Here is a 24,872-nt window from a genome sequence, read left to right as displayed (position 1 = left end):
AAACGTTAAGCACCCTGAGGAACACGGGTCAAACGAGGTGGTGGAATGACAGCTAAATCTATTACGTATTGGGGTTGTGAACACATTGATGCTAACACGGTTCGCTTCCATCTATGGGCCAGCGGTCAGGAGCAGGTCTCCCTGCGCCTCAACGACGAAACGCTGGCGATGCACCCGACCGGTGACGGCGGATTTGAACTGACGGTTGACTACGTCAAACCCGGTTCACCCTACAGTTATATTCTGGCAGACGGCACTGCGGTGCCGGATCCCGCCTCCCGCGCCCAGCAAGGGGATGTCAACGGTCCTTCGCTGGTGTGCGATCCCGACAGCTATGTCTGGCGCAATACTGAATGGCAGGGCCGACGCTGGGAAGAGAGCGTGGTCTATGAGCTGCATATCGGTACCTTTACCCCGGAAGGCACCTTCCGCGCGGCAGCCGACAAGCTGCCGTATCTGGCCTCGCTGGGTATCACAATGATTGAACTGATGCCCGTATCGCAGGCCGGAGGCAATCGCAACTGGGGCTATGACGGAGTGCTGCTCTATGCCCCGCACAGCGCCTACGGTACGCCAGATGAGCTGAAAGCCTTTGTGGATACCGCTCACGGACTGGGACTGTCGGTGGTGCTGGATATTGTGCTGAACCATTTTGGTCCGGAGGGAAACTACCTCCCGCGCCTCTCCCCGGACTTTTTCCATCCGGAGCGAATGACCCCCTGGGGAAATGGCATCGCCTACGATGTGGCCCCCGTGCGCCAGTTTATGATCGGCGTGCCGCTGTACTGGCTGGAGGAGTTCCGCTTCGATGGATTGCGCTTCGACGCCATCGATCACATTGCAGATTCGTCTGAAAAACATATCCTGGTTGAAATTGCTGAACGCATCCGGGCGCAGATAACCGATCGCCCGATCCATCTCACCACCGAAGACAACCGCAACATTATCTCGTTGCATCCTTACGGTGAGGATGGCTCCCCGTCGCTTTATACCGCCGAATGGAATGACGATCTGCACAATGCCATTCACGTCCTGGCCAGCGGGGAAACCCACGCCTGGTACCGGGACTTTGCGCATCAGCCGGAAAAATGGGTCGCCCGGGCGCTGGCGGAAGGGTTTGCCTATCAGGGCGAAATCACTCCCCGGGACCGGGAGCCACGCGGGGTTAAAAGCATCGACCAGCCGCCGGTGGCCTTTGTCGACTTTATCCAGAATCACGACCAGGTGGGTAACCGGGCGCAGGGGGATCGTCTGCTCTCCCTTATCGGGGAGGATCGCACCCGGGTGCTGCTGGCCGCGCTGCTGCTGTCGCCGCATATCCCGCTCATGTTTATGGGCGAGGAGTTCGGCGAAACCCGGCCATTCCTTTTCTTTACCGATTTTCACGGTGATCTTGCGCGGGCGGTACGGGAAGGACGGGCGAAGGAGTTCGCCGACCATGCCAGCCACCAGGAGGAGGGCGTGCCCGATCCGAATGCGCTGGAGACCTTTACACGATCGAAACTCGACTGGGACAAAGTTAACCAGCCGGAGGGGGAAAGCTGGTTGAGCTTTACCCGTCACCTGTTGCAGCTGCGTCAGCAGGTGATTGTGCCGCTGCTGGCAACCGCCCGCAACGGTGGGGGCAAGGTGCTGGACCTGGCACCCGGCTGCGTGGCAGTCACCTGGACGTTTCCACGGGGAACCCTGTCGCTGGCGTTTAACGTCGGCGGCCATACGGAGGCGTTGCCCGATCTGCCGGGTGAAACCCTCTTTGCCTGGCCTGAGATCCATACCGAATTACGGCCCGACACCCTTATTGTCCGCTTTGCCCCTGGAGAACCAACCTGATGATCCCCACAGCGACCTGGCGTATCCAGTTTCGTAATGGCATGACGTTCGATCGTGCCGCCAGTCTGGTGCCCTATCTGCAACAACTTGGCATCAGCCATCTGTATGCCTCGCCGATTTTTACCGCTGCCCGTGATTCGACCCACGGTTATGACGTGACCGACGCCAATGAGATCGACCCGGCCATTGGTGGCCGCGCCGGATTTGAACGGCTGGTCAGTGCCCTTAAGGCGGCTGGCCTGGGGCTGATTCTCGATATCGTCCCGAACCATATGTCCACCTCGCTGGAAAACGCCTGGTGGCGTGATGTGATTGAACATGGCGAGAAGAGCCGCTATGCCCGTCACTTTGATATCGACTGGTCCCGCCGCCTGACGCTGCCGTTTCTGGGCGATGACTTTGACGTGGTACTGGCAAACGGGGAGATCAGCATCCAGCGCGATCCCAACACCGGTAAACCGGCGCTGGCCGTTTATGACAACTTCTATCCGCTCACCCCGGAGAGCTGGATGGGGCGCGAGGAAGAGGTTCTGAACCTGCGCGAGCCTGAGGCGATTGCACGCCTGCATGACCAGCAGCCGTGGCGGCTCAGCAGCTGGCGCGACGCCCCGCGGGATCTCTCCTGGCGGCGCTTCTTCGAGATCACCGGTCTGGTGGGTGTGCGCGTTGAGGACGACGCGGTCTTTGATGACAGCCATGCCCTGATCCTGGCCCTGGTGCGGTCGGGGGCGGTGGACGGGCTGCGCATCGATCATGTGGATGGTCTGGCCGACCCGCGCGCTTACCTGCAACGTTTGCGGCAGGAGGCGGGAGCCGATTGCTACATCACGGTAGAGAAGATCCTCAGTAAAGGGGAGAACCTCCCCGCAGACTGGCCCATCTCCGGCACGACCGGGTATGAATTCATCGCCTCGCTCTCGGAAGTGCTGGTGGATGACGACAAAATCGACAGCCTGCGTCAGGCTTACGACGCGGTGGTGGGTAGCCCGGTGGACATGCACGCTGAACTGCGTGCGGCGCGCCTGCTGATGGTGGATCGCAATTTCGCCGGGGAGTTCTCCACGCTGCTGACGCTGGCCAAAAAACTGGCGCAGGTGGAGGGCGTGGCGATTGATGAAGAGCTGCTGCGCCTGGCGCTGCGGGAACTGCTGGTGGCCTTCCCGGTCTATCGCACCTATGGCACCGCGCAGGGGATGTCCGGCGCGGATATCCGGCTGCTACAAAACGTGCTGACCCACGTTAACGCCGACCCGGACGCGCTCACGCTGTTGACCCGTATCCTGACCGGCGAGGTCAGCGATGAGGCCCGCGATACCGCCAGCCAGTTCCGCACCCGTTTCCAGCAGCTGACCGGGCCGCTGATGGCGAAATCCGTTGAAGACACGCTCTTTTTCCGCCAGCACATGGATCTGGCGCTTAACGAAGTCGGGGCCGAACCGGTGCCGCGCGCCTTCTCACTGACACGTTTCCATACCGAAATGACGGCGCGGCGTGAACGCCAGCCGGATGCGCTCTCGGGCACCTCAACCCACGACACCAAGCGCGGGGAAGATGCCCGCGCCCGGCTCTATACCCTGACCGAAGCGCCGCAGGTATGGGCCGAGTGCGTGGCCCGCTGGCAGCAACTCAACCAGACCCATGTCCGCTTTCTGAACGATGGCACCGCGCCGCGAGCCGCTGACACCTGGATGTTATATCAGGCGCTGGCGGGGGTCTGGCCACCCGCACTCGATCCCCAGGATTCGGCGGGTCTGAATGCGCTGGAAGCGCGCTTCCTGGCTTTTGTGGAGAAAGCCCTGCGCGAGGCCAAGCTGCGTACCGACTGGGTAGACAGCAACGAAGCCTATGAGACGGTGGTGCTGGAGTATGCCCGCCATCTGCTCTCGCCGGACAATCAGGATTTTCTGCGCGACTTCAGCACCTCGTTACGCCCGTTTATCCGCGCCGGGCTGGTAAACAGCCTGAGCCAGACGGTGATCAAACTGACCGCTCCGGGCGTACCGGATGTTTATCAGGGCAGCGAGGGGCTCAACTTTAGCCTCGTCGACCCGGATAACCGCCGCGAGCCGGATTTCGCGCAGCTCAGCCAGCAGCTCAACAGCGCCGATCTGCATACTGCCTCCCGTGAGGCGAGCTGGCTCGACGGCCAGCTTAAGGTGTATGTCACCAGCACGCTGCTGAATCTGCGCCAGCGTAAACCGGCGCTGTTCCGCTTGGGCAGCTATGTCGCGTTGCTGACCCGGGGGGAAAGGGCGGACAAAGCTATCGCCTTTGCCCGCGTGGATGACGACGACGTATTGATCGTGGTCGCCCCACGGCTGGCGTTTGCCAGCGCCGCACAGACGTTTCCACTGACCGGCGCGGCACTGTGGGGCGATACGGAGGTTGTCTTGCCTGCGGAACTGGCCGGGCGTCGCTATCAGGACTGTTTCAGCGGTGAAATCGTTATACCGGGCGAAAGCCTGAAGTTACATGATGCACAGGATTGCTGGCGGGTGTTACTGGCCTGCGGCTAATAATGATGGTTCGAGGGAGAGATGTTATGGCAAATAATAAGATCTATCAGATTGAGGCGGGGCAGAGTTACCCGCTCGGCGCAAACTATGACGACAAAGGCGTCAATTTTGCGCTCTTTTCGGCCTGTGCCGAACGCGTTGAGCTATGTCTGTTTGATCCGACTGGCCAGCATGAAATTGCCCGCCTGGAGCTACCGGAATACACTCACGAAGTGTGGCACGGCTACGTTCCGGATCTGCAGCCGGGCGCGTTGTATGGCTATCGTGTGTATGGTCCTTACGATCCCGAAAACGGCCACCGCTTTAACCCGCATAAACTGCTGCTCGATCCCTATGCCCGGGCATTAACCGGCGAGCTGAACTGGAACGCCGCCCATTTTGGCTATGAGCTGGGGCATGACGATCTCGATCTCAGCTTTGATACCCGCGACAGCGCGCCGTTTACGCCGAAATGCCGGGTTATCGACCCCCGGGTGTTTGACGGGCAGGATCCGCATCGCCCGGCGGTGCCGTGGTCTGAAACCATTCTGTACGAAACCCACGTGAAGGGCTTTACCCAGCTTCACCCGGCCGTTCCGCCTGAGCTGCGCGGCACCTTTGAAGGGATGGGGCATAAAGCGATTGTCGATTACATCAAAAGCCTCGGCATTACTTCGGTGGAGCTGCTGCCGGTGCACGCCTTCCCGGACGATCAACATCTGTTGGACAGGGGGCTGAAAAACTTCTGGGGTTATAACACCCTGAACTTCTTCTCCCCGGCATCCCGCTATTACGGTCCGAACGGCATCCAGGGATTCCGCGATATGGTGCGCGCCTTCCACGATGCGGGTATCGAAGTGATCCTGGATGTGGTCTATAACCACACCGCCGAGGGCAACGAGCTGGGCCCGACGCTCTCTTTCAAGGGGATCGACAACTTTTCCTACTACCGGACCATTGCAGGCCAGCATCGTTACTATGTGAATGACACGGGGACTGGCAACACGGTGAATACCTCCCATCCCCGTGTGCTGCAGATGATCATGGACTCTCTGCGCTACTGGGCCGAATCGATGCATATCGACGGTTTCCGTTTTGACCTCGGTACCATTCTGGGTCGCGAGCCGGAAGGGTTCGACCAGCGCGGGGGCTTTTTCGATGCCATGATGCAGGATCCGCTGCTCTCGCGGCTGAAACTGATTGGTGAGCCGTGGGATATCGGTCCTGGCGGGTATCAGGTAGGGGGATTCCCGCCAGGCTGGGGCGAGTGGAATGACAAGTATCGTGATACCGTGCGCGAATACTGGCGCGGGGATAACGTCTCCTCGGACTTCGCCGCGCGTCTGCTCGGTTCCGGCGATCTCTACGACCAGCGCGGGCGCCGTCCGTGGGCGAGCATCAACTTTATCACTGCCCATGACGGCTTTACCCTGAACGACCTGGTCTCTTATAACGAGAAGCACAACGAGGCGAACGGGGAAGATAATAACGACGGCCACAATGATAACCGGTCATCGAATTATGGCGCCGAAGGGCCTACCGACGACGAGCAGATTAACGCCCTGCGCGAACAGCAGAAGCGCAACTTCCTCACCACGCTGCTCTTTTCTCACGGTACGCCGATGCTGCTGGCGGGGGATGAGTTTGGCCGCAGCCAGATGGGGAACAACAACGGCTACTGTCAGGACAGCGAGATCAGCTGGGTGCACTGGGAGGATCTGCCGGAAAGCGCCGAGATGCTGCGTAATTTTACCCGGCATCTTATTGAGCTGCGTACCCGCCAGCCGCTGTTACGCCGCGAGAGCTGGCGTGATGGGATGGAGATCCTGTGGTACAACGCGGGTGGCGGCCTGCAATTGCCAGAACACTGGGATGAAGGCACCACCCTTGGGCTCTATCTGACCCGGGCCGATTTAGAGGCTGCAAACGGGATCTGGCAGGAGGTGCTGCTGCTGATCAATCCATACGAGGCTGCGGTACCGTTCCGTATCCCGGATTGCGGCGAGGGGGGCTGGGTGCTGGAGCTAAGTACGGTACAGGATGACAACCTGGGCCAGGCTATCACCCCGGATAGTGACTTCCCGCTGGCGGGCCGCAGTATCGTGCTGTTGCGTCGACCTTAACGGTAAGCCCGGGCTCTCTCCCAGGGGCTGGAGGTATCGTCGTCGGCTTTGGCCGGCGCGGTATCTTCCAGCGAATCCAGATAGAGCGCTTCGACTTCGGCGCGAGCCCAGGGCGTGCGGCGCAAAAATTTGAGGCTGGATTTGACGCTGGGGTCGCTGTTAAAACAGTTGATTTTAATCAGCTTGCCCAGCTGCGCCCAGCCATAGCGCGCCACGAGGGCGTTAACCATCATCTCAAGGGTGACGCCGTGCAGCGGATCTCTGGAAGGGTGAGCGGTCATATGCGTCCGGTTATTATTATCAAGGTTCTGAAAGCGGGGAAGGGTACAAGAAAAGCGGGAAACCAGCAACGTTACCCGTCGACATTACAGGCCGATTATTGCCTCAATCTTACTGGAATTTATGCCAGTAAAAACTGGAGCAATAATGTGAAGAGATAAACCATTGCTGCAATCTGAATTGCCCGGAAGCCCCATATTAAATAACGCCATGCGTTGCGTTCTCTGGCATCTGCTTCTGCAATGGCAGGATCAGAATGCTGTTTTTTGGCTTTAGCCCTGAATTCACTCACAACCCACAGCACAAGAATAAAGGCAACGATCGCTTTCTGAAGTAAGGGATTATCCATAGTGCATTATTCCCGACGGGTTGTTATGACCTTCACAATAGACCAACGGTCGTTCTGTGGCTACTACCTGATATGAACTCTCCCCAAATCTAAGAGGTTGATCGCAAGGCGTAAAGTGGATAGCATCCACTCTTTCGGATAAACAACATGTCTGTCACCGATTCACTTCTCGCTTTCTCTTTCGCTGCGCTTTTACTTACCCTGACGCCTGGCCTGGATACGGCACTCATTCTGCGCACCGCCTGCGCGGAAGGCGGTAAAAAAGCCTTTCAGGCTGCGCTGGGTATTGATGTGGGTTGTTTCATCTGGGGTGCGCTTGTCGCATTCGGTCTGGGTGCGCTGCTGGCAGTGTCTGTGCTGGCTTATACCTTACTCAAATTCTGTGGCGCCGCGTACCTGTGCTGGCTGGGCGTACAGTTGCTGAGGCGTCCTCGCTCAACGTTCAGTCATGGCGAGAACAATATCGCTGCCAGTGGGAACTGGTTTATCAAAGGCATGCTGGGAAATGTGCTTAACCCCAAAATGGGCATTTTCTATCTCTCTTTCTTACCGCAATTTATTCCAGCCGGGCATTCTCCTGTAATATGGACCTTTATTCTTGTCACTATTCACGTGGCAATCGGTACGCTCTGGTCGGTCACGCTGATTTTAACCACCCACTTTGCCTCGGCCATCCTGAGAAAAAGCGGCGTCGTTAAAGCGATGGACAGAGCGACAGGATGTCTGTTTTTAGCCTTCGCCGCTAAACTTGCGCTCAGCTCGCGATAGTGCCGTTTCAGGCCGGGCAAGCGCAGCGCCCCCGGCATTATGTTCATAGGCGATTAAGAGGATTTTATGACCGCAGTTGATGAATTAACGGTGAAGTATCCAGGTGCGGCTGTCTGGCAGATGGGTGACAGCCCGGCACTGGCCAGCGAGCTTGCAGACCTGATCAGAAAGGGGATAAAAACAGCCACCTGTGGCTCCCTGGCCTCTTATCAGCAAGAAGGCGCGAGCTCCACCATTGGTGGTTACATCATTATCCTGGATGGGCAAGCGCGACCAGCCTGCGTTGTCAGGCTGGTTTCAGCGCGTCTGGTGCGTTTTTGTGATGTCACCGCTGAGTTTGCCTGTAAAGAGGGCGAAGGCGATTTAAGTCTCGAGTACTGGCGCAAAGAGCATCAGCGCTTCTTTACGCAGGAAGGTTCTTTTTCGGAGGATATGGCGCTGATTGCTGAAGAGTTTGAGGTTGTTGAACGCCTGTAACTTAAGCGCTCAGTCTCTTTGTAGCAGAGGCGGACAGCCGCCTCTGCATCACGATCCCCAACGCGTCCGCAAATACCGCACCGCATCCTGCGCCTGGGGCTGATTCAGATTGTCCTCGCGGAACAAAATCGTGCCGTCAATATTTGGCTCGGATTCATTCAAATCGAGCTGTTTTTTCAGCTCCGGCACGCCGCCTTTCACCGTCCAGTCGGGCTCTTTGCTCGAGGGTTCGCCCACTTTATAGAGCGCCACCCCAATATAGAGCCGCGTATGGGTCGGTTTCACCACGCCGGCCCACCACTTTGCCAGCACGTCATAACGCGCCGCATCCCGGGCAAAAGGCCAGTAGAGCTGGGGAGCGATGTAGTCCAGCAGACCCTGCTGCACCCAGCGGCGGGTGTCGGCGAAAGACTCGTCATAGGCTGCCGCACCCCGGGTGTCGGACCCGGCCGGATCGTGGGAGCGGTTACGCCATACGCCTGCCGGGCTGACGCCAAACTCCACGTTCGGGTTTAGCTGTTTAATGGTCCGCGACACCTGGGTAATCAGCTGCTGGGTATTGTTGCGCCGCCAGTCGGCTTTTGAGTCAAAACCCTGACCATACTGGCGATAGGTCTGGCTGTCGTTCAGCTTCGAGCCTGCGGACTCGGCATAGAAGTAGTCATCAAACTGCACGCCGTCGACCGGATAGCGCGACACCACTTCCGCCACAATGCTGGTGATCCAGTCCCGGACTTCCGGGATGCCGGGGTCGAGGACAAAGCGATCGCCCGCGGTGCGGATCCACTCCCGATGCAGGACAAAGACGCTGGGTGGATTCAGCTTCAGGGTTTGGTTCAACTCGGCGACCGTACCCGGGCGGATATTGGTCGAGACGCGGTAAGGGTTAAACCAGGCATGCACTTTCATCCCACGCTTGTGGGCTTCATCCAGCATAAACTGCAGGGGATCGTACCCGGGATCTTCACCTATTTTGCCGGTCAGCATATCTGACCACGGCAATATTTTAGAGGGCCACAGGGCTGTGCCGTCCGGTTTCACCTGGAAAAAAACGGTGTTGATCCCGAGGTTTTTCAGGTTATCCAGCTTATCGGTCAGGGCCTTCTGCTGCATGGCATTCCGCGACTCTGCGCTGCGGCCATTCACTGACGCCTGGGGCGGCCAGTCGAGACGGGAGACGGTAGCCAGCCAGACGCCGCGCACCGGCTCGTGGCGTGCGGTTTTATCGGGCAGGGGCTGTTTCGCCACCGGCGGTAGCGGCGTCACCAGAGATTTGGGGGGAGTTGAGCTGCAACTGACCAGTAAAAGCGCGGCGATGAGCGCGCCGGAGCGCTTAAGGTGAGTGGCAAGCTGAGAACGACGTGAACAGGCGATGATAAGCTCCAGTTATACGAATGTCGCCGGGTACGTTTATTGTCGTTCTATTCGGAGGGAAGTCAATGCTGTGACCCTGTTGTCTGTCCCCCTGGGTTTCAATTGTTCAGCGAAAAATGTGTTAGGGTTCAGTTGACTATAGCGTTCTTCTGTTGTCTGCAAGGTTGACCCATTTGTTACCAGGGGTATTATTTGTTCGCGTAAGTATTTTACTCTTGCTGCTTAGCAATGCGCCAAACAGCCGAACGATCACCTCCTACTCAGGTATTTCAACAGCAGATGCAGGCACAACACATTTTTCAGTTCTGGAAAGCGGTCGAGGCGCTCACGCCTCAGAAACTCGACAAAGATAATCCCGACGATCTGTTCCGGCCAGCCTATAAAATTGCGCAAGGTGGCAATCTCCCCTGGCGTGATACCAGACACACCGATAAACCTCTTAAGGATGACAAAGTCTGGCTCTATACCGCGCAATGCGGTGTTTATGATGCCACGGCGCTTTCTCAGCAACTGGAAGAGAAGATTGGCGCGCATGATGATGTCGTTGAAGAGAGGGGACGAGGCAACAGTCGGCTTTTTGATATTAGCTTCAATGAGCAGGGCATACCGCTATCTCAGACATTTATGCTGTCGCTCTCCGCATGGGCTGCCGGTCAAATCCTGCACCATAAGGATGGCGTGGCGGCGCTTGAGAACAACGTTCCCGTGGATTTCTCCGACTTACCCCTTCCAGGCGATACTCTCCCTCTTGTTGATAGTGGGTTCGCCGGTTTCGATGCCTTAACCCTGCGTCTTATGCAATGGATAGCCGATGAAGCCTCGCTTTTAGAGGCTAACGGGTACAGCCCGGATATCGACTGGATCCAGAAGCTGGTGGCGCTGGTGGTTGATAAAACGCTTTTCCCGCACTCAACCCTGGAATCTGAGTTTGTCTGTCTTGTGAAATGTATCCAGGTTAAGGCACCGAAGCCCGCCGGGGAGGAGCCAACACCGGATAACAAAGATAAAGAAAAGAGGGTTGATCCCGTTCAGGATGGTTTATTAAACAGTTTTTATATCAGCGAGCTGCGTAATCTTGGTCACGCCTGGCAGCAAAACGATGCAGGACCGGGATTCGTTGAGTATATGCGTGCTGTCTCTGAACCTGACAGAGCGCGTATCGATCTACGTTCTCCTGAGGGTTTACGGCTCGCCTTTCAGCGATTGCTTCCCACGCAACCGCCTGCGGGCGCCTGGCCTTCGCCTTATCCTCTGGCTTTCAGCCAACAGTTGGCGGTTAACGAGATCTGGCGCCGCCACGCCGATCAAGCCGGTATCTTTGCCGTGAATGGTCCTCCCGGGACAGGGAAAACCACCTTATTGCGGGATGTGGTTGCCGCGGTGGTGACGCACCGGGCCGGGAGGTTGATTCGCCATGAAGATGAGGTCTTCGCGGGCAAAAATATGCTCATCCTTGGTGACGACAGATACCCTTACTATCCTCTGCATCCTGCAATAAAGGGGTCTTCGATTGTCGTTGCCTCCGCAAATAACGGCGCAGTGGAAAATATTTCACTTGAACTGCCCGGCGCAGACGCCGTGCCGGAAAGCGTGCATCGCGAAAGTGATTATTTTGCCGATCTGGTTTCTGAACTGATCGGTAAGCCGGGTTGGGGTTTGCTGGCGGCCAGACTGGGCAACAAAGGCAACAGGAACAGTTTTATGAAGGTGTTCTGGTGGAGAAAACCGGAAGAGAATAAGAATACGCCGTTATTGCCTCCTGATACGTTCACGCCTCAGCGGGGAGAAGGGCTGGCTTACCATCTCAGACTGATAAAAGCCGGGAAAAGAAAACCGGCCATCTCCTGGGATAAGGCGAAATTGAATTATAAACAGGCGCAGGAGCGGGAAGAGGCCATACGTAAGCAGCTGATCGACTACGCAACGTTGGATCAACAGATCGATGAGATTCATCAGCGCATTCTGCAAAAGCGCGACGCCCGGACACTGTCGGCAGACCAACTGACTGAGGCTCAGGAGGCGCTGACGAAGATCCAGGTTGAAAAAATCGAGCATCAGGCCAGTTTTGCAGAATGGAGCGGGCAGCTTGAGGCTGCCGGCAAGCGCCTGGAACAGCATGGTTCCCATAAGCCTACATTCCTGGACTGGCTCTCCACATGGGGACGCGCCCATCGTGAATGGCGGGAGCGTTATCATCGTTTAACCCAGGAGAGCGATCACCTTCGCGCAAAGATGGAGATATACCAGACAGAACGGGATGCCCTCGAACACAAAGAGAAGGAGGCAGAGAAGAGCGTTACGGACCAGACGCGGCAGTTGCAGGAGATTGATCGTGCTCTGAGCGAGATGCACCTGGAGCTTATCTCAACGCAAGCGCGGTCAGAAGAGGCAAAATCGGCACTGGGTGATGTCTGGCCCGATCCTCATGCCAGCGATGAGGTGCGAGAGAAGTCCGCGCCCTGGGCGGACGGCGCGTGGCAAAAAGCCCGACAAGCGTTGTTCCTGGCCGCACTGGATGTTCACAGGGCCTTTATTGAGCATCACCCGGAGCCGTTTATCAGCAACATCAATCTGGTGAGCAACTGGCTACAAGGCAAGAATTTGTCAGAGGAGCAGGCTGAGCTGGCGCTTAATTCCCTCACGCTTGTCGTTCCCGTTATTTCAACGACCTTTGCTTCCGTCCCGCGCATGTTTAAACGGATCGGCAGGGAAGCGATTGGCTGGCTGCTTATTGATGAAGCGGGTCAGGCGTTACCCCAGCAGGCCGCAGGCGCCATCTGGCGCGCAGCCCGAACGGTTGTCGTAGGCGATCCAAAGCAGCTGGAACCGGTTAGCGGGATCGCTAAAGTCGTGGAAGGGGCGCTGGCGCAGCATTATGGCGTTTCAGCGTGCTGGTGGCCGGGGATGGTGTCGGCACAAATACTGGCCGATCACACGATGGATCTGGGCACGCTTTTACCTGACCCGGATAATGGGCAGGTCTGGGTTGGCTGTCCGCTTCGCGTTCATCGCCGCTGTGACGATCCGATGTTCACCGTCAGTAATGCGGTTGCTTATGACGGTCTCATGGTTCATGGGAAAAAGGCGGTACCCTTGCCCTTGCCGGAAAGTTGCTGGATTGATGTCGAAGGCAAGGCATGTGAAGGTAACTGGATTGCAGAGGAAGGTGAAGCGGTCAGAAGGTTGTTATCGGGCCTGCGGGATAGTCATGGCGTAAAGCCAGACAATATTTTCCTGGTTTCACCGTTTAAAGATTGTGCGCAGAAATTATCCCAGCTGGCGTCTGAACTTGGGTTTGACACTCAAAAGACCGGCACAGTGCATACCACTCAGGGTAAAGAGGCCAGCATTGTGATATTTGTCCTGGGGGGAAATGTTCAGCGGCCCGGCGCCAAATCATGGGCGGCCAGCCGGCCTAATCTGCTCAATGTTGCAGTCAGCCGGGCGAAACAACGCTTGTACGTCATCGGTAATCGTACGGAGTGGCAGAAACAGCGCTACTTCTCCACGCTGGCGAACGGTTTACCCGCTGAGTAAACGGAAAGAGGGCACATTTCGTGCCCTCTTATTACGCTGCGTGACACTGTCACCACTATGACACGGAGTGGCGGTACGCAGACTGGCGAACTTTCTCAACCGCCGCCTTTCCGGCGATAAACGCATGGTCCGAATTGTAGTATTCCCACTCGCTGTAACGTCCGGCCAGCGTGATGCCGTGCAGCAACAGCCATTTTCTGATCATCTCAACGTTCTCTTTACGCTGCTGGTCATAGATGACATAGGCGTAAGGAATATCGATTTGGTTGCTGGTGAGGATCTCATCGGTTTCCGAGATGATCCCCACCTCGATGCACTCCTGAATACATCTGTCGATCAGCGCCTGGCCGTCAGCGGGCAGTGGTTTGTCCGGGGAGTAGCTTATCTCACAGGTGAGGCCGCACGCACCCGGCGGACTGCAGAACGGGCTGGCGTTGCCCTGCACGAAAATACGGTGGAATACGGTTTTGCCAGCGTAGTAGATCCAGTGTTTATCCGTCAGGGTGTCACGATTAACGCCCAGATTGACGCAGCGGACGGAGACATGGCGCAGGGCTTTTGCGGCTTTACGAATTTCTGGCGGTACTTCGTCGCCCATCAGGCGGATAAGCTCCGGCAGCACCAGCGTGCTGATCATCTGCTCATAGCGGTACTGCCTGCCGTCAGAGAGCACGACAATATGCTGATTAACGTAGATTTTACTGACCTCGGCGCCGGTCTCAATGCGGCCCTTTATGTGCGGCACAAAGCCGGACATCAGCGCCTGAAAACCGCCTTTCAGGGGGTAGCCGAAACGCGCGTTGGGTCCCATAGGCTTCGCCGTTTCGCCCAGCGCACCTTCGATGATCTGGTCCAGATCGGGCAAGGGGACGCGTCCGCCCAGCCATGAGGTCTCCATCTCTGAGAGTGGCACCGTCCATAATTTTTTATTGTAGGGAATGGCAAAATGACGGGCGATCCCTTTGCCCCATGTTTCATAGATGAAGGCTTCAAAACTGCCTTCCGGCGGTAGGTTCTGGCCTGTGCTGGTGTAGTCCGGCACCGCGCCATCGGCGCAGCAGTCATGATGATGGCGGCGATGCGTCTCGGCATTATTGCCACAGGTCGAGGCCATGCTTTTCACCTCTGACCCGGTACCGTAACGCGCCTCGATGGCCCCCAGGATACACTCCTTGATCACCGGGGCCGGCAAGCCGTAAAGCGATCCCTGGAAGGGATAACGGGTATAGACGCCGTCGGTATAGACCCAGGCTTCGCGGATCTGCCAGTGAATATTGTCACCCAGTAAGATGTTGTATAACGCCAGCACCTCTTCATCGGCGGAAAACATAATGTGTCCCGCATAATCGAAGGTAAATCCCTTGTCCTGAACCGAGCGGCACAAGCCTCCCACCGTCTCATTACGCTCCAGTAAGGTTGCCCCTTCGCCAAAATGATAGGCCGCGCTCAGGCCGGTTGGCCCGGCACCCAGAATTAAGCATGGCTCTACTTCTGAACCCGTTCTGGCAGGGGGGATGAGGCGTAAAACTGCCTGAGGTGAGACATCCTCGCCTCCGGCATCCGTTGTCGCCGTCTCCTGCGCCTGATGACGAGAGAGCGCCTGCCCAATCAGCTCATGCATTTTTTGCACGGTTGTGTCCCAGGAGGTGCTGGCGACGATGTTTTGCATGATCTGCCGCTGCGAAGCGCGTTCTTCCTCAGACAATGCCAGCGCCTCTTCGCAGGCGGCCACAAAGGCGGCATGATCCCTGGCGACCGCCACAATGTGGCCATAGGGTTTTTCAACATCAGCGATGGCGGTACTCACCACAGGAAGCTGCGCGGCCATGTATTCCAGCACTTTCGTCGGACTGATAAAGCGGGTGGATTCATTCAGCGCAAACGGCATCAGGCAGACGTCCCACCCGGCAAGGAAATGGGGCAGGGCCTGATAAGGCTGCATGCCAGGGTAATGGATATTGCTTCGTTGCGGCAGGGTTGACGGGTCTATTTTCACCACCGGACCAACCATCACGATTTGCCACTCCGGGTGCGCATCGGCAAGGGCGGCGATCAGCGACAAATCCATACGTTCATCAATTACGCCGTAATAGCCCAGGCGCGGGTGCGGAATAGTGTCCTGCAGAGGATGGTGATTGGCCCGATCCAGCGCCTGTTCAAAATGCACCGCATCCACACTACTGGCAAAGCAGTGAATGTTCGGGTGGCGTCCTTTTCTTGCCGCATACAGGCTTGGCCCGCCGGTAAAGACAATATCCGCCCGCGTCAGCAGGGCTGACTCACGTTGCAACAGCTGGCGGGGCGCTTTTTCAAAGGCGGCCAGTTCATCCATGCAGTCATACACCACAACGGCGGGGGCAAAGACCTTCAGCAGAGGGAGGGCCATCGGCGTGTAGAACCAGACGACCGGGGTTTCATCCTCTTCGCGTATCTCCGCCAGCAGTGTTTCCAGCCAGGCGATCTGTCCATCATGGAAACCCGGCTCTGTTGACGGTGTCTGCGGCTGAATGACCGTCACATTCGGCGCGGGTTGGGAAATCTTCAGCTCTGGTTTTCCAACGGAATGCAGCGGCTCTTCGATAAAGACGATCTGATAGTGCTGAGCAAGCCGTGTCATCAGATGCTGCGGGCGCTGAAAAACAAAATCCCAGCGCAGATGACTAAAAACATAGATTTTTTTCATGCCTGATACCTCTGTGCTGGTGCAGGTAGTGACGCCAGTTAGTTGGTGAAAGTGTTCCAGCCGGGTCTGGACATGTTTAAGAGCCCGGGCGTAAACGGCATTCAGCTCTCGCTCTTTGTCGGGCCTCACATCCCATAAGCCAGAGTGATGCCAGTTTGCGTTATTCTCCCAGTCGGGGCGGTCGATAATCGGGTAAAGGCAAATGCCCGCAACCTCTACGCCGGCCAGCTGCGCCTGAGCCACCTCTGAGACGACATCGTTAATCCAGGCGCCGCGCCCGCTACCTACATGGCTGGTTTCGGCAAGCAGAATAGGGCGGCGATAACGCTCCCAGGTCTCCTGCAACATTCCGTGCAATCGCCGTCGCCGACCGTCACCCAGATGCCACGGCAGCCGCTGGTTGTTGCCCATCATCCATTGATTGTCGTGGTAGTAATTGGCGCCCAGCAGATCCAGATAGCGCGGATGGCCACCCAGCTCAGGCTCATGCTTGCCCGTCAGCATGTCCCACGCCTGAAACTGCGCGGTACGAAACGCCTCGGTTTGCTCAATATTTGCAGGATCGTCATCCGGTGAAATCAGATGGATTAACGGGTCGCAATGTAAAATTCGCGCTCTGGGATCGGCCGCCAGAATGGCGTCGCAGGCGGCTATGGCGGCACGAACGAGTTGTCGCTTGACCCGCTCGCTTTCGCCCACGCCTGGAGGGGAGGTAGGAAACAATCCTTCCGCAATGCCCCAGGCTGTGAATGAGATTTCGTTGACGGGTGAGTAGACCGGCGGCTCCTCATACCAGGGGCGCAAAAACGTCGCCAGCGAGCCACACAAGTGGGCGAAGCGAGAGACAAACTCTGTTGAGAAAAAATCGAGATGGGGGGGAAAGCCGTAATGACAGATTGTCCAGCAAATCTGGATACCGCTCTCTTTTGCCGACATCATTTTTTTTGCGACGGTAGTAAAGTCGTAACCACCTGATTTATCGACAAGTCGCCAGCCGACGCTCTCTCTTACCGTGTGCATGTTGAAGGGCTTAAGCGCGCGGTAATCCTCGGCATGCCGTACGTCATGCGCCGTTGCGTTATCCATTGAAAGGGGATGACCCGCCCGGGTGATAAAATCAGCGCCTTCGAATCCTGCCTGCCAGAATGACCTGAATATCGCCATATACATTGCTCCCTCATGGGCCTTTTTAAATATACCTGGCCAGCGCGTTTAAATTCATTGGCCTTTTTTTAATTACCCACACCTATGGCAGAAAATGAATTTTTAGAAAATAGCGAGTATTATTTTTTGTAAAACATTCAACCATAACCATCCTCCCCACATATTTTGTAAGCAGCGGAACAGGGCAACAGGAATACCCCGGAGTTCACCCGTTGTATTTAGACATCCTGGTCTTCAATGAGAAAAAATCACTGTCTTATTCATCAATGATAGCCTGAGTTTCCGGCGCTACGCGGCGTTTTTCAGCAATGTCCGGCTTCGGCAGTTAAAAAGATGAACAAAATCATTGTCTGCTGGTGGCGCTTTTTTTATGGGATCCGTTTCGGTTAAACGATAATAATGCTTAACCGGGCCTTTAAATAAGCCTTGCCCGTTTCGTTAGTTTGCTGGATTGCTCTCTTCATGATCTCTGTTGTTTTCTGGCACTTTTGTCTTAGCGTCCTTGGCCTGTTAATTAGTGATTCGGATATTTAATTCCGATAGCTTCTCGCTGCGGGAATATAAATAACGGAGTATTAGTTTCCTCTCATAGGGTATATTGTAAACAGATCTCAGTAGTTACAACATACAGTATGCCTTTACTTTTAAACAAACCTAAACATTGTGCCCTGAATCATCGCTTATCAGAAAAAAGAGGTAGCCGTCCCTTTTTTATCCCCTAAAGGGAGTAAATTGAATTTAACCGCCAGAGGGGTTATTCTTGTTTTATCCCCTGTAGGGGATTTTCCTTGAATATCCGCTATAGGGGGTAAGCATGAAAGTGACCTCGGCAGGCGCACTGGCGCAGGCTGTCAAAGATCAGCGTAAGGTCAATAAGTTAACGCAATCAGAGACCGCTGAACAGGTTGGCATTAAACAAACCACGGTATCGGATTTCGAGAACAAACCTGAATCCACCAAGCTGGAAACCCTGTTCAAAATTCTCTCGGCGCTGGATCTGGAACTTCACGTGGTGAAAAGAGGCTCGACGCTGCCCGATCATGCCAGCTGGACAAAGGAGTGGTAAACGATGCGCGCTCAACGTCTGACTGTTGCTATGAATGGCGAAGTGGTGGGTACGCTGCATCGTGATGGCAGCGGCGCGATGTCATTTCAGTATGCGCCCGAGTGGCTGGCAGAGCCTGGCGCACGTGCCATTTCGCTCTCTTTGCCGCTCCAGCACGGGAGGATCCGCGGAAAGCAGGTCTTCAATTTTTTCAGCAACCTGTTGCCAGACTCAGAGGCGATAATCGCCCGCATGCAGGCCCGTTTTCAGGTTGAGACGGCACATCCCTTTGATCTGCTCGCCAGTGTCGGACGAGACTGCGTGGGTGCCATTCAGCTCTATCCACCGGGGCTGGAGATCCCATCGGTGATGGATATCGTCGCCGAACCGCTGGATGACGAGCAGATTGCTTCCTTGCTGGAGGGTTACCAGATGGCCCCGTTAGGGATGAGCGAAGAGGGGGCTGATTTTCGCATTTCGCTGGCCGGGGCGCAGGAGAAAACGGCGTTGCTATGGTATCAGGATCGCTGGCAGCGGCCTCAGGGTAGTACACCAACCAGTCATATATTCAAATTGCCGATCGGCAGAATAGAGCAGAACAATATCGATCTCAGCGAGAGCTGTGAAAACGAGTGGCTCTGCTTACGGATCGCAAAAGCCTTTGGATTTCCGGTAGCGCATGCCGAAATGGCCACCTTTAGTCGCAAAAAAGTGCTGATTATTGAACGCTTCGATCGCCGTTGGGCCAGCAGCGGGTGGCTGATGCGCCTGCCGCAGGAAGATTTTTGTCAGGCGCTGGGCATCGCTCCGGCACTGAAGTATGAGTCCCACGGCGGGCCGGGCATCGCCGATGCCATGAAACTGCTGCTCGGTTCCCGCCTGGCAGCGCAGGATCGGGAGATGTTCTTCAAAGCGCAGATCCTGTTCTGGATGCTGGCCGCGATTGATGGTCACGGTAAGAATTTCAGCCTGTTTATCGAAGCGGACTCTTCGTTTCGCATGGCCCCGTTATACGATGTGATTTCGGCCTTTCCGCTGTTTGAGGCAGGGAGTATCCCGGCCAAAAAAGCGAAGATGGCCATGGCATTACAGGGCAAAAACCGCCAGTACCATTTCGCGATGATCCAGCCGCGTCACTTTATCAGTACCGCTGCGCACGCAGGCTTTTCGCAGGAGATCGCCCGGAGGCTGATGAAAGAGATGGCCGACCGCACGGATGAGGCGATCGCCACCGTCAGGGCGGAATTGCCAGCGGATTTTCCGGAACAGATAAGCGAGGCGATTTTCCGCGGTCTGGTAAGCCAGGCGGCGAGAATAAGCCGCTTTGATTAAATCGGTACAAAAATTGGTAGGGTAGCAAACCCCATTTGCAATTGTTAATGATATTTATTTTCATTATCATTTGTCTTTACGTAAGCAACTGTAAAGAAAAATGACATGCATATTCCCTCTGCCCTAATACAGCAAACTCTGTGTGCCGTCGCCATTTCCCTGGCAACGCACTCTGGCGTTGTACTCGCTAAAACCTTTACCGAGAAAGATTTCGTCACCCAGCCACTTGGGCACGGCGTGTACGAGCTGGCCTACGATAAGGGCCAGCAGGCCCTTTATGCCGCGTCAGCGCCTTCCTTTGATAAAGACAAATCGGACGGACTGGTCTTTAAGCTGGCGGCGCAGACGCTGCAAATTGAAGCGAAGATCCCCACGGAACGTCGCACATTCGCCGTCGCGCTGGACGAAGAAAATCATCGCCTTTATCTGGGTAATTCGCTGGAAGGGTCGGTCACGCTGCTCGATACCCGTACTGATAAAGCCATTAAAACAATTCAGCTGAGCGACACGTCAGATCCAGAAAATCGCGTGCACCTGCGTGAAGTGGTGCTGGATAAGAAGCATCAGCGTCTTTATGTCTCCGGGATAGGGCGTAAGGATAAAGGATTACTCTGGGTTGTGGATACCCAGAAGCAGGCCCTGGCCCAAACCCTTGAAAAACTTGAGCCGGTCGGGTTTGCAGTAGATGAAGCGGGCGACAAGGTGTATGTCGTGTCTGGCGTCGGGGAACTGATCGCGCTGGATGCTAAAACATCCAGGCTGCTCAGCCGCGTGAAGGTCGATCCTGCCGATCCGGAGCACTATTTCCTGAATATCGCGCTAAACAGTGGCAAAGGGATGGGGTATATCGCCGACACCAACACCAAAGATCTGCTGGTTGTGCAGTTGGACACCGGCAAGCTGCTTCATCGCGTGCCGACCCCTAATTCCGTTGGCGTGCTGTATAACCCGGCGCGGGAAGAGGTCTACGTCACCCATCGTAACGATCGCCAGATTAGCGTGATCGATGCGACCACTTATCACCTGAAACACACCATTAAAACCACGGCGATGCCAAACAGCCTGGTGCTGTCTGCCGATGCCAGCACGCTCTATGCCAGCGTCAAGCAGGATGAGAAAGCTAACAAAGCTGACTACGTGCTCAAGATTGATTTAACCCAGCTCTAAGGATCCTGTTGTGATAAAGCAGACACGCATGGCCGTGGCGGTTTCGCTCGCCCTGGCAAATCTTCCTGCGGCCGTTTTCGCCGCGGAATCCACCGCCGTTAACGAAGATGAGCTGGTCGTGACCGCGACAGGCTTCAGCCAGGAGCGTCGCGAGGCACCAGCAACCATCTCGGTGGTGAATGAAAAGGAGCTGAACACCCGCTCTAACCAGAACGTCACCGAAGCCCTGCGCGAGATGCCGGGTCTCCTGGTGGGTAACGGCCACGGCAGCCTGGCGACTGGCGATGTCCAGATGCGCGGGATGGACTCCACCTATACCTCCTACATGGTGAACGGCATCAAACAGGCCACCCGCGAATCCCGCCCGTACGGCCACCATATCGGTACCGAGGCCGCCTTTATGCCACCGCTGGCCGCCATCGAGCGCATCGAAGTGATCCGCGGGCCGATGTCATCCCTGTATGGTTCTGACGCCATCGGCGGCGTGGTCAACGTCATCACTAAAAAAGCGTACAACCTGGAGAAGTGGACCGGCGTCCTGGAGGATAACTACTTCCTGCAGGAGAAGAGCGAGTACGGCAACACCAACCAGACCAATGCCTTTGTGATGGGCCCGGTGATCCCCGGTAAACTGGGGGTGAGCGTGGCCGCGGATTATCTCGACCGTCGCGACGATGACAGCGTCAACGACGAGCGTTTTGTGAAGCATCAGTCCGGCAACCTGGACGCGACGATCGCCCTGTCGCCAACGGAGACCCAGCTCTGGGATCTGAACGCTACGAAAGGGAATCAGGAGAAAACGCATAACGATAAACGGTGGTACTGGGGCTTCGACCGCGACGCGGCTTCGCTGTCGCAGCACGCCTGGTATGGCGACATACTGGAGGTGAAGAACTTCGTCAGCTACGAGAAAGCGAAAACCGAGTACCGCGTGCCGGGAATGGCATCACAGTTTATTACCCAGAAAAACTACGAGGCGAACAGCGCCAACACCTTTACCCTCGGCGACCACAAGCTGACGCTGGGCATCAACTTTACCCGCAATGAGCTGGATGATGAGTTCGGCATTAAAGATAAAGAGGCGCCGGGCGTAACGCCGGTGAGCGAAATATCGCGCAACGGCTGGGCGGTATTCGCCGAAGATGCGTGGATGATCGTCCCGGATTTCACCTTAACGACCTCGGCGCGTCTGGATCACGACAGCTACTTTGGTTATCACGTCACGCCTAAGCTCTACGGCAACTGGACCCTTGATGAAAACTGGGCGCTGAAGGGCGGTGTGTCTGCGGGCTATAAAAAACCGGATCTGCGCCAGAATAATGCCGGCTTTACCAGCGTGTATGGGGCTTATCCTTATTCGGAAATAGGCATCGGTAATGACGATCTCAAACCGGAAGAGAGCGTCAACACCGAGCTTGGCGTCTACTGGCAGCAGGATGCGCTGGCGCTGGACGCGACCGTCTTCTACACCAAATTCAAGGACAAAATCAGCGACCGGGTCATTTGCACCACGTCGGCCTCGCAGCAGTGCAGGTATAATGGTTACGTCGCTGACTCTGTCTTCCAGTATTTCAACGTCAGCGATGCCGAAATCTACGGTGTGGAGCTGAACGGCGACTGGCAGGTCACCTCATCGTTGAGAGCCAATGCCAACTATACCTGGACTCACAGCGAACAACAGAGCGGCGAGTATAAGGGTTACGCCCTGAGCGACTTTCCGGAAAGCATGGCTAACGTCTCTCTGACATGGCATGCGCTAAACGACCTGGAGTTATGGACCAAAGCGAGCTGGCGCAGCACCTCACCGGACATCGGTAAATCCAGCGAAACAGAAGCCTACGCGCTGGTTGATTTAGGGGCACGTTACCATCTGAACAAGAACGTTACGTTAATGACCGGCATCTATAACCTGTTTGACGCAAACCCGATTTACCGCACCTCGTACAACCAGTCTTCGATGCTGGAAGGCCGCCGCTATAACTTCGGCGCCCGTATCGAGTTCTGAACCTTACTGCCGGAGCCGTCGTGCTCCGGCTTCTGCAATTGTTATTCCTCGCTTTTCTGCCACAGAAAGTGATTATCAAACCCGCCGACATGTGATACTTAGATTGGGAGACAACAAACCAGGATAACGAGAGATGTCGCAGAACAAAATTGCCCACAAAGTACAAAACCTCCAGTCATCGGCGATCAGAGAACTATTAAAACACAGCAAGATGGAAGGGGTGATTTCACTCGGCGGGGGCATTCCCAATCCGGATCTTTTCGATCGCGAAGGGCTGGAAATGGCAATGGAAAAGGTGCTCTCCAGCACCTGGAAGGATGCTTTTCAGTACGGTCTGAGCGAAGGTAGCCCGGAGCTGCGCGGCGAAATCTGCCAGCTGCTGAGCGGCAGGGGGATCCGCTGCGGTATCGACGAGGTGGTCGTCACATCCGGTTCCCAGCAGTCACTGGATATTCTGGCGCGCGCGCTGATCAATCCGGGCGACATTGTTGTCGTTGAACGTCCAACCTATCTCGCGGCCCTGCAGGTTCTGCAGCTCGCAGAGACTAACCTGATGTCGGTGGGTACCGACGGCGAAGGGATGATCGTTGATGAGCTCGAAGCGCTGGTTAAGACCACGCCGATCAAAGCGGTCTACATCGTACCGACGTTTGGCAACCCAGGCGGGGTTACGTTGACAGAGCAGCGCCGCAGGCAGTTGGTGGAATTAGCGCAGCGCTACGATTTTGTGATTATCGAAGACGATCCCTACGGCGAAATCAATTTTACCGACAACACCTTCACGCCATTAAAAGCCTGGGCGGCAGAGATGGGGTGCAGCGATAACGTGATTTACACCTCGACCTTTTCAAAAATCCTCGCGCCAGGGGCAAGGGTAGGCTGGTTAGTGCTGCCGGACTGGGTGAAGCGTCAGGTGGTGATCCTCAAGCAAGCCACCGATTTACACACCAGCACATTGTCGCAGTCGCTCACTTATCACTATCTCACCACGGGGCGCCTGGCGGGACAAATCGCGCTGATCCGTGACGCCTATAAACACAAATGCGAGATCCTCTGCCAGGCGGTGGAGCGCGAAATGGGCGATCACCTGACGTTCCACAAACCGATGGGCGGCATGTTCCTGTGGGCGAAATTCAAATATGAGATGAATACTACCGAGTGGCTGAAAAAGACCCTCAACAACGGCGTGGTCTACGTGCCAGGGGAGTTCTTCTACTGTAACGAGCCGGATCACAACACGCTGCGCATGTCCTACGTCAGCGTCACGGATGAAAATCTGCAAGAGGCGGTCGCACGGTTGAAAGCCTCCTTATAAGGGGCGCGGAAGTAAAACGGGTGGCGAAGGCCACCCGAATCATTGACTTAGCTGCGGATAAAATCGAGTAAGTCTTTGTTGATCGTATCAGGGTGCGTGGTGTGCATCCCGTGAGGATAGCCTGGATAAACTTTCAGCGTGCTGTTGCTGATAAGTTCATCCTGAAGCAGGCTGGCATTCTTATAAGGCACCACCTGATCGTCATCACCCTGCAAAATAAGCACCGGCACGGTAATCGCTTTCAGATCGTCGGTTTGGTCCGTCTCGGAAAAGGCTTTAATGCCTTCATAGTGCGCTTTCGCACTGCCAATCATCCCTTGCCGCCACCAGTTCTGAATAGTTCCCTGAGATATTTCAGCCCCCGTTCGGTTGAAGCCGTAGAAGGGGCCCGTCGCCACGTCGAGATAAAATTGCGCCCGGTTTGCGGCCAGCGCTTTACGGAATCCATCAAAAACCTCCAATGGTGTACCGCCTGGATTTTCCGGCGTTTTCACCATTAATGGCGGTACGGCGCTGATTAATACCGCTTTCGCCACGCGCCCCTGCGGTTGACCGTATTTCGCCACATAGCGCGCAACCTGTCCGCCGCCGGTGGAGTGACCAACATGGACAACGTTACGCAGATCCAGATGTTCCACAACGGCAGACACATCGGCGGCGTAGTGATCCATATCGTGTCCATCGCTGACCTGACTTGAGCGGCCATGACCACGACGGTCGGAGGCAATAACGCGGAAACCTTCAGCTAAAAAGAACAACAGCTGGTTATCCCAGTCGTCAGCGCTTAATGGCCAGCCGTGGTGGAAGAAAATGGGCTGTGCATCTTTAGGACCCCAATCTTTATAGAAGATACTGACATCATCGTTGGTGGTAACAAATGACATGATAGACCTCTCGGGGAATAAAAGAACCTGAGTGAAGTGGGCTGC

Annotated in this window: 16 protein-coding genes; 11 read left to right on the top strand and 5 right to left on the bottom strand. The window is 55.9% G+C overall.

Annotation, left to right across the window (positions count from 1 at the left end; all coding sequences use genetic code 11):
• Positions 1-45 precede the first annotated feature (45 nt).
• Genes treZ through glgX form a run of 3 tightly spaced genes read left to right on the top strand, consistent with a single transcriptional unit; the run spans position 46 to position 6,448 of the window.
• Positions 46-1,830: a malto-oligosyltrehalose trehalohydrolase gene (treZ, locus tag GNG29_RS10950; protein ID WP_156654487.1), complete on the top strand. Its 1,785-nt coding sequence runs from the start codon at positions 46-48 to the stop codon at positions 1,828-1,830.
• The gene (gene treY / locus GNG29_RS10945) at positions 1,830-4,346 is read left to right on the top strand and encodes a malto-oligosyltrehalose synthase (protein ID WP_156654486.1); all 2,517 of its coding nucleotides are present in this window, start codon (positions 1,830-1,832) and stop codon (positions 4,344-4,346) included. Before treZ ends, treY begins: the two co-directional genes overlap by 1 nt.
• A 26-nt stretch (positions 4,347-4,372) precedes the next feature.
• Positions 4,373-6,448, top strand: coding sequence for a glycogen debranching protein GlgX (gene glgX / locus GNG29_RS10940; RefSeq protein ID WP_103179609.1), 2,076 nt, complete (start codon positions 4,373-4,375; stop codon positions 6,446-6,448).
• On the opposite strand, the gene GNG29_RS10935 is transcribed toward glgX, so the two are convergent.
• Together GNG29_RS10935 and GNG29_RS10930 are read right to left on the bottom strand one after the other, a co-directional pair.
• Positions 6,445-6,729 (bottom strand): VF530 family DNA-binding protein, encoded by a 285-nt coding sequence (locus GNG29_RS10935; protein WP_156654485.1) that lies wholly within the window; start codon positions 6,727-6,729, stop codon positions 6,445-6,447. The two genes, glgX and GNG29_RS10935, sit on opposite strands and share 4 nt — an antisense overlap.
• Before the next feature lie 119 nt (positions 6,730-6,848).
• Complete coding sequence (locus GNG29_RS10930) at positions 6,849-7,076, bottom strand: hypothetical protein (protein WP_103179607.1); 228 nt, start codon at positions 7,074-7,076, stop codon at positions 6,849-6,851.
• Between the two features lie 147 nt (positions 7,077-7,223).
• Between GNG29_RS10930 and GNG29_RS10925 the strand changes: the two genes are divergently transcribed.
• Positions 7,224-7,844: a LysE family translocator gene (locus GNG29_RS10925; RefSeq protein ID WP_103179606.1), complete on the top strand. Its 621-nt coding sequence runs from the start codon at positions 7,224-7,226 to the stop codon at positions 7,842-7,844.
• A gap of 66 nt (positions 7,845-7,910) precedes the next feature.
• Positions 7,911-8,321, top strand: a complete 411-nt coding sequence (locus GNG29_RS10920; protein ID WP_103179605.1) for an ASCH domain-containing protein — start codon at positions 7,911-7,913, stop codon at positions 8,319-8,321.
• Positions 8,322-8,369: 48 nt separating this feature from the next.
• Here GNG29_RS10920 and GNG29_RS10915 read toward each other — a convergent pair whose 3' ends face one another.
• Positions 8,370-9,707 carry a glycoside hydrolase family 10 protein gene (locus tag GNG29_RS10915; protein WP_103179604.1) on the bottom strand — a complete coding sequence of 446 codons (1,338 nt, stop codon included), beginning with the start codon at positions 9,705-9,707 and terminating at the stop codon, positions 8,370-8,372.
• 267 nt (positions 9,708-9,974) lie between these two features.
• On the opposite strand from GNG29_RS10915, the gene GNG29_RS10910 reads away from it, so the two are divergent.
• Positions 9,975-13,232, top strand: a complete 3,258-nt coding sequence (locus GNG29_RS10910; protein ID WP_197431840.1) for a DEAD/DEAH box helicase — start codon at positions 9,975-9,977, stop codon at positions 13,230-13,232.
• 55 nt (positions 13,233-13,287) lie between these two features.
• Here GNG29_RS10910 and GNG29_RS10905 read toward each other — a convergent pair whose 3' ends face one another.
• A complete protein-coding gene (locus GNG29_RS10905; RefSeq protein ID WP_156654483.1) occupies positions 13,288-17,079 on the bottom strand; it encodes an NAD(P)-binding protein in 3,792 nt (1,263 codons plus the stop codon).
• Between the two features lie 814 nt (positions 17,080-17,893).
• On the opposite strand from GNG29_RS10905, the gene GNG29_RS10900 reads away from it, so the two are divergent.
• The 5 genes from GNG29_RS10900 to GNG29_RS10880 all read left to right on the top strand — a co-directional run bounded on the left by GNG29_RS10900 (position 17,894) and on the right by GNG29_RS10880 (position 23,943).
• On the top strand, positions 17,894-18,145 hold the full coding sequence (locus GNG29_RS10900) for a helix-turn-helix domain-containing protein (protein ID WP_156654482.1): 252 nt from the start codon (positions 17,894-17,896) through the stop codon (positions 18,143-18,145).
• A gap of 3 nt (positions 18,146-18,148) precedes the next feature.
• Positions 18,149-19,456: a type II toxin-antitoxin system HipA family toxin gene (locus tag GNG29_RS10895; RefSeq protein WP_156654481.1), complete on the top strand. Its 1,308-nt coding sequence runs from the start codon at positions 18,149-18,151 to the stop codon at positions 19,454-19,456.
• A gap of 105 nt (positions 19,457-19,561) precedes the next feature.
• Positions 19,562-20,623, top strand: a complete 1,062-nt coding sequence (locus tag GNG29_RS10890) for a YncE family protein (RefSeq protein ID WP_156654480.1) — start codon at positions 19,562-19,564, stop codon at positions 20,621-20,623.
• 10 nt (positions 20,624-20,633) lie between these two features.
• Positions 20,634-22,628, top strand: coding sequence for a TonB-dependent receptor domain-containing protein (locus tag GNG29_RS10885; protein WP_156654479.1), 1,995 nt, complete (start codon positions 20,634-20,636; stop codon positions 22,626-22,628).
• Between the two features lie 133 nt (positions 22,629-22,761).
• Positions 22,762-23,943, top strand: coding sequence for a PLP-dependent aminotransferase family protein (locus GNG29_RS10880; protein ID WP_156654478.1), 1,182 nt, complete (start codon positions 22,762-22,764; stop codon positions 23,941-23,943).
• A gap of 47 nt (positions 23,944-23,990) precedes the next feature.
• Here the strand turns inward: GNG29_RS10880 and GNG29_RS10875 are convergent, their stop codons facing one another.
• Positions 23,991-24,827 (bottom strand): alpha/beta fold hydrolase, encoded by an 837-nt coding sequence (locus tag GNG29_RS10875; protein WP_156654477.1) that lies wholly within the window; start codon positions 24,825-24,827, stop codon positions 23,991-23,993.
• Positions 24,828-24,872 lie beyond the last annotated feature (45 nt).

Origin of the sequence: Leclercia sp. Colony189 (assembly GCF_009740165.1) — a bacterium.
GTDB lineage: Bacteria > Pseudomonadota > Gammaproteobacteria > Enterobacterales > Enterobacteriaceae > Enterobacter.
Note: the sequence above shows the minus strand (reverse complement) of the source record. Positions and strands in the feature narration are given on the sequence as shown.

What these genes read in the sequence shown, in the direction of transcription:
- treZ (WP_156654487.1), top strand. Translation starts at nt 46, where the DNA reads ATGACAGCTAAATCTATTACGTATTGGGGTTGTGAACACATTGATGCT.
- treY (WP_156654486.1), top strand. Translation starts at nt 1,830, where the DNA reads ATGATCCCCACAGCGACCTGGCGTATCCAGTTTCGTAATGGCATGACG.
- glgX (WP_103179609.1), top strand. Translation starts at nt 4,373, where the DNA reads ATGGCAAATAATAAGATCTATCAGATTGAGGCGGGGCAGAGTTACCCG.
- GNG29_RS10935 (WP_156654485.1), bottom strand. Translation starts at nt 6,729, where the DNA reads ATGACCGCTCACCCTTCCAGAGATCCGCTGCACGGCGTCACCCTTGAG.
- GNG29_RS10930 (WP_103179607.1), bottom strand. Translation starts at nt 7,076, where the DNA reads ATGGATAATCCCTTACTTCAGAAAGCGATCGTTGCCTTTATTCTTGTG.
- GNG29_RS10925 (WP_103179606.1), top strand. Translation starts at nt 7,224, where the DNA reads ATGTCTGTCACCGATTCACTTCTCGCTTTCTCTTTCGCTGCGCTTTTA.
- GNG29_RS10920 (WP_103179605.1), top strand. Translation starts at nt 7,911, where the DNA reads ATGACCGCAGTTGATGAATTAACGGTGAAGTATCCAGGTGCGGCTGTC.
- GNG29_RS10910 (WP_197431840.1), top strand. Translation starts at nt 9,975, where the DNA reads ATGCAGGCACAACACATTTTTCAGTTCTGGAAAGCGGTCGAGGCGCTC.
- GNG29_RS10905 (WP_156654483.1), bottom strand. Translation starts at nt 17,079, where the DNA reads ATGGCGATATTCAGGTCATTCTGGCAGGCAGGATTCGAAGGCGCTGAT.
- GNG29_RS10900 (WP_156654482.1), top strand. Translation starts at nt 17,894, where the DNA reads ATGAAAGTGACCTCGGCAGGCGCACTGGCGCAGGCTGTCAAAGATCAG.
- GNG29_RS10895 (WP_156654481.1), top strand. Translation starts at nt 18,149, where the DNA reads ATGCGCGCTCAACGTCTGACTGTTGCTATGAATGGCGAAGTGGTGGGT.
- GNG29_RS10890 (WP_156654480.1), top strand. Translation starts at nt 19,562, where the DNA reads ATGCATATTCCCTCTGCCCTAATACAGCAAACTCTGTGTGCCGTCGCC.
- GNG29_RS10880 (WP_156654478.1), top strand. Translation starts at nt 22,762, where the DNA reads ATGTCGCAGAACAAAATTGCCCACAAAGTACAAAACCTCCAGTCATCG.
- GNG29_RS10875 (WP_156654477.1), bottom strand. Translation starts at nt 24,827, where the DNA reads ATGTCATTTGTTACCACCAACGATGATGTCAGTATCTTCTATAAAGAT.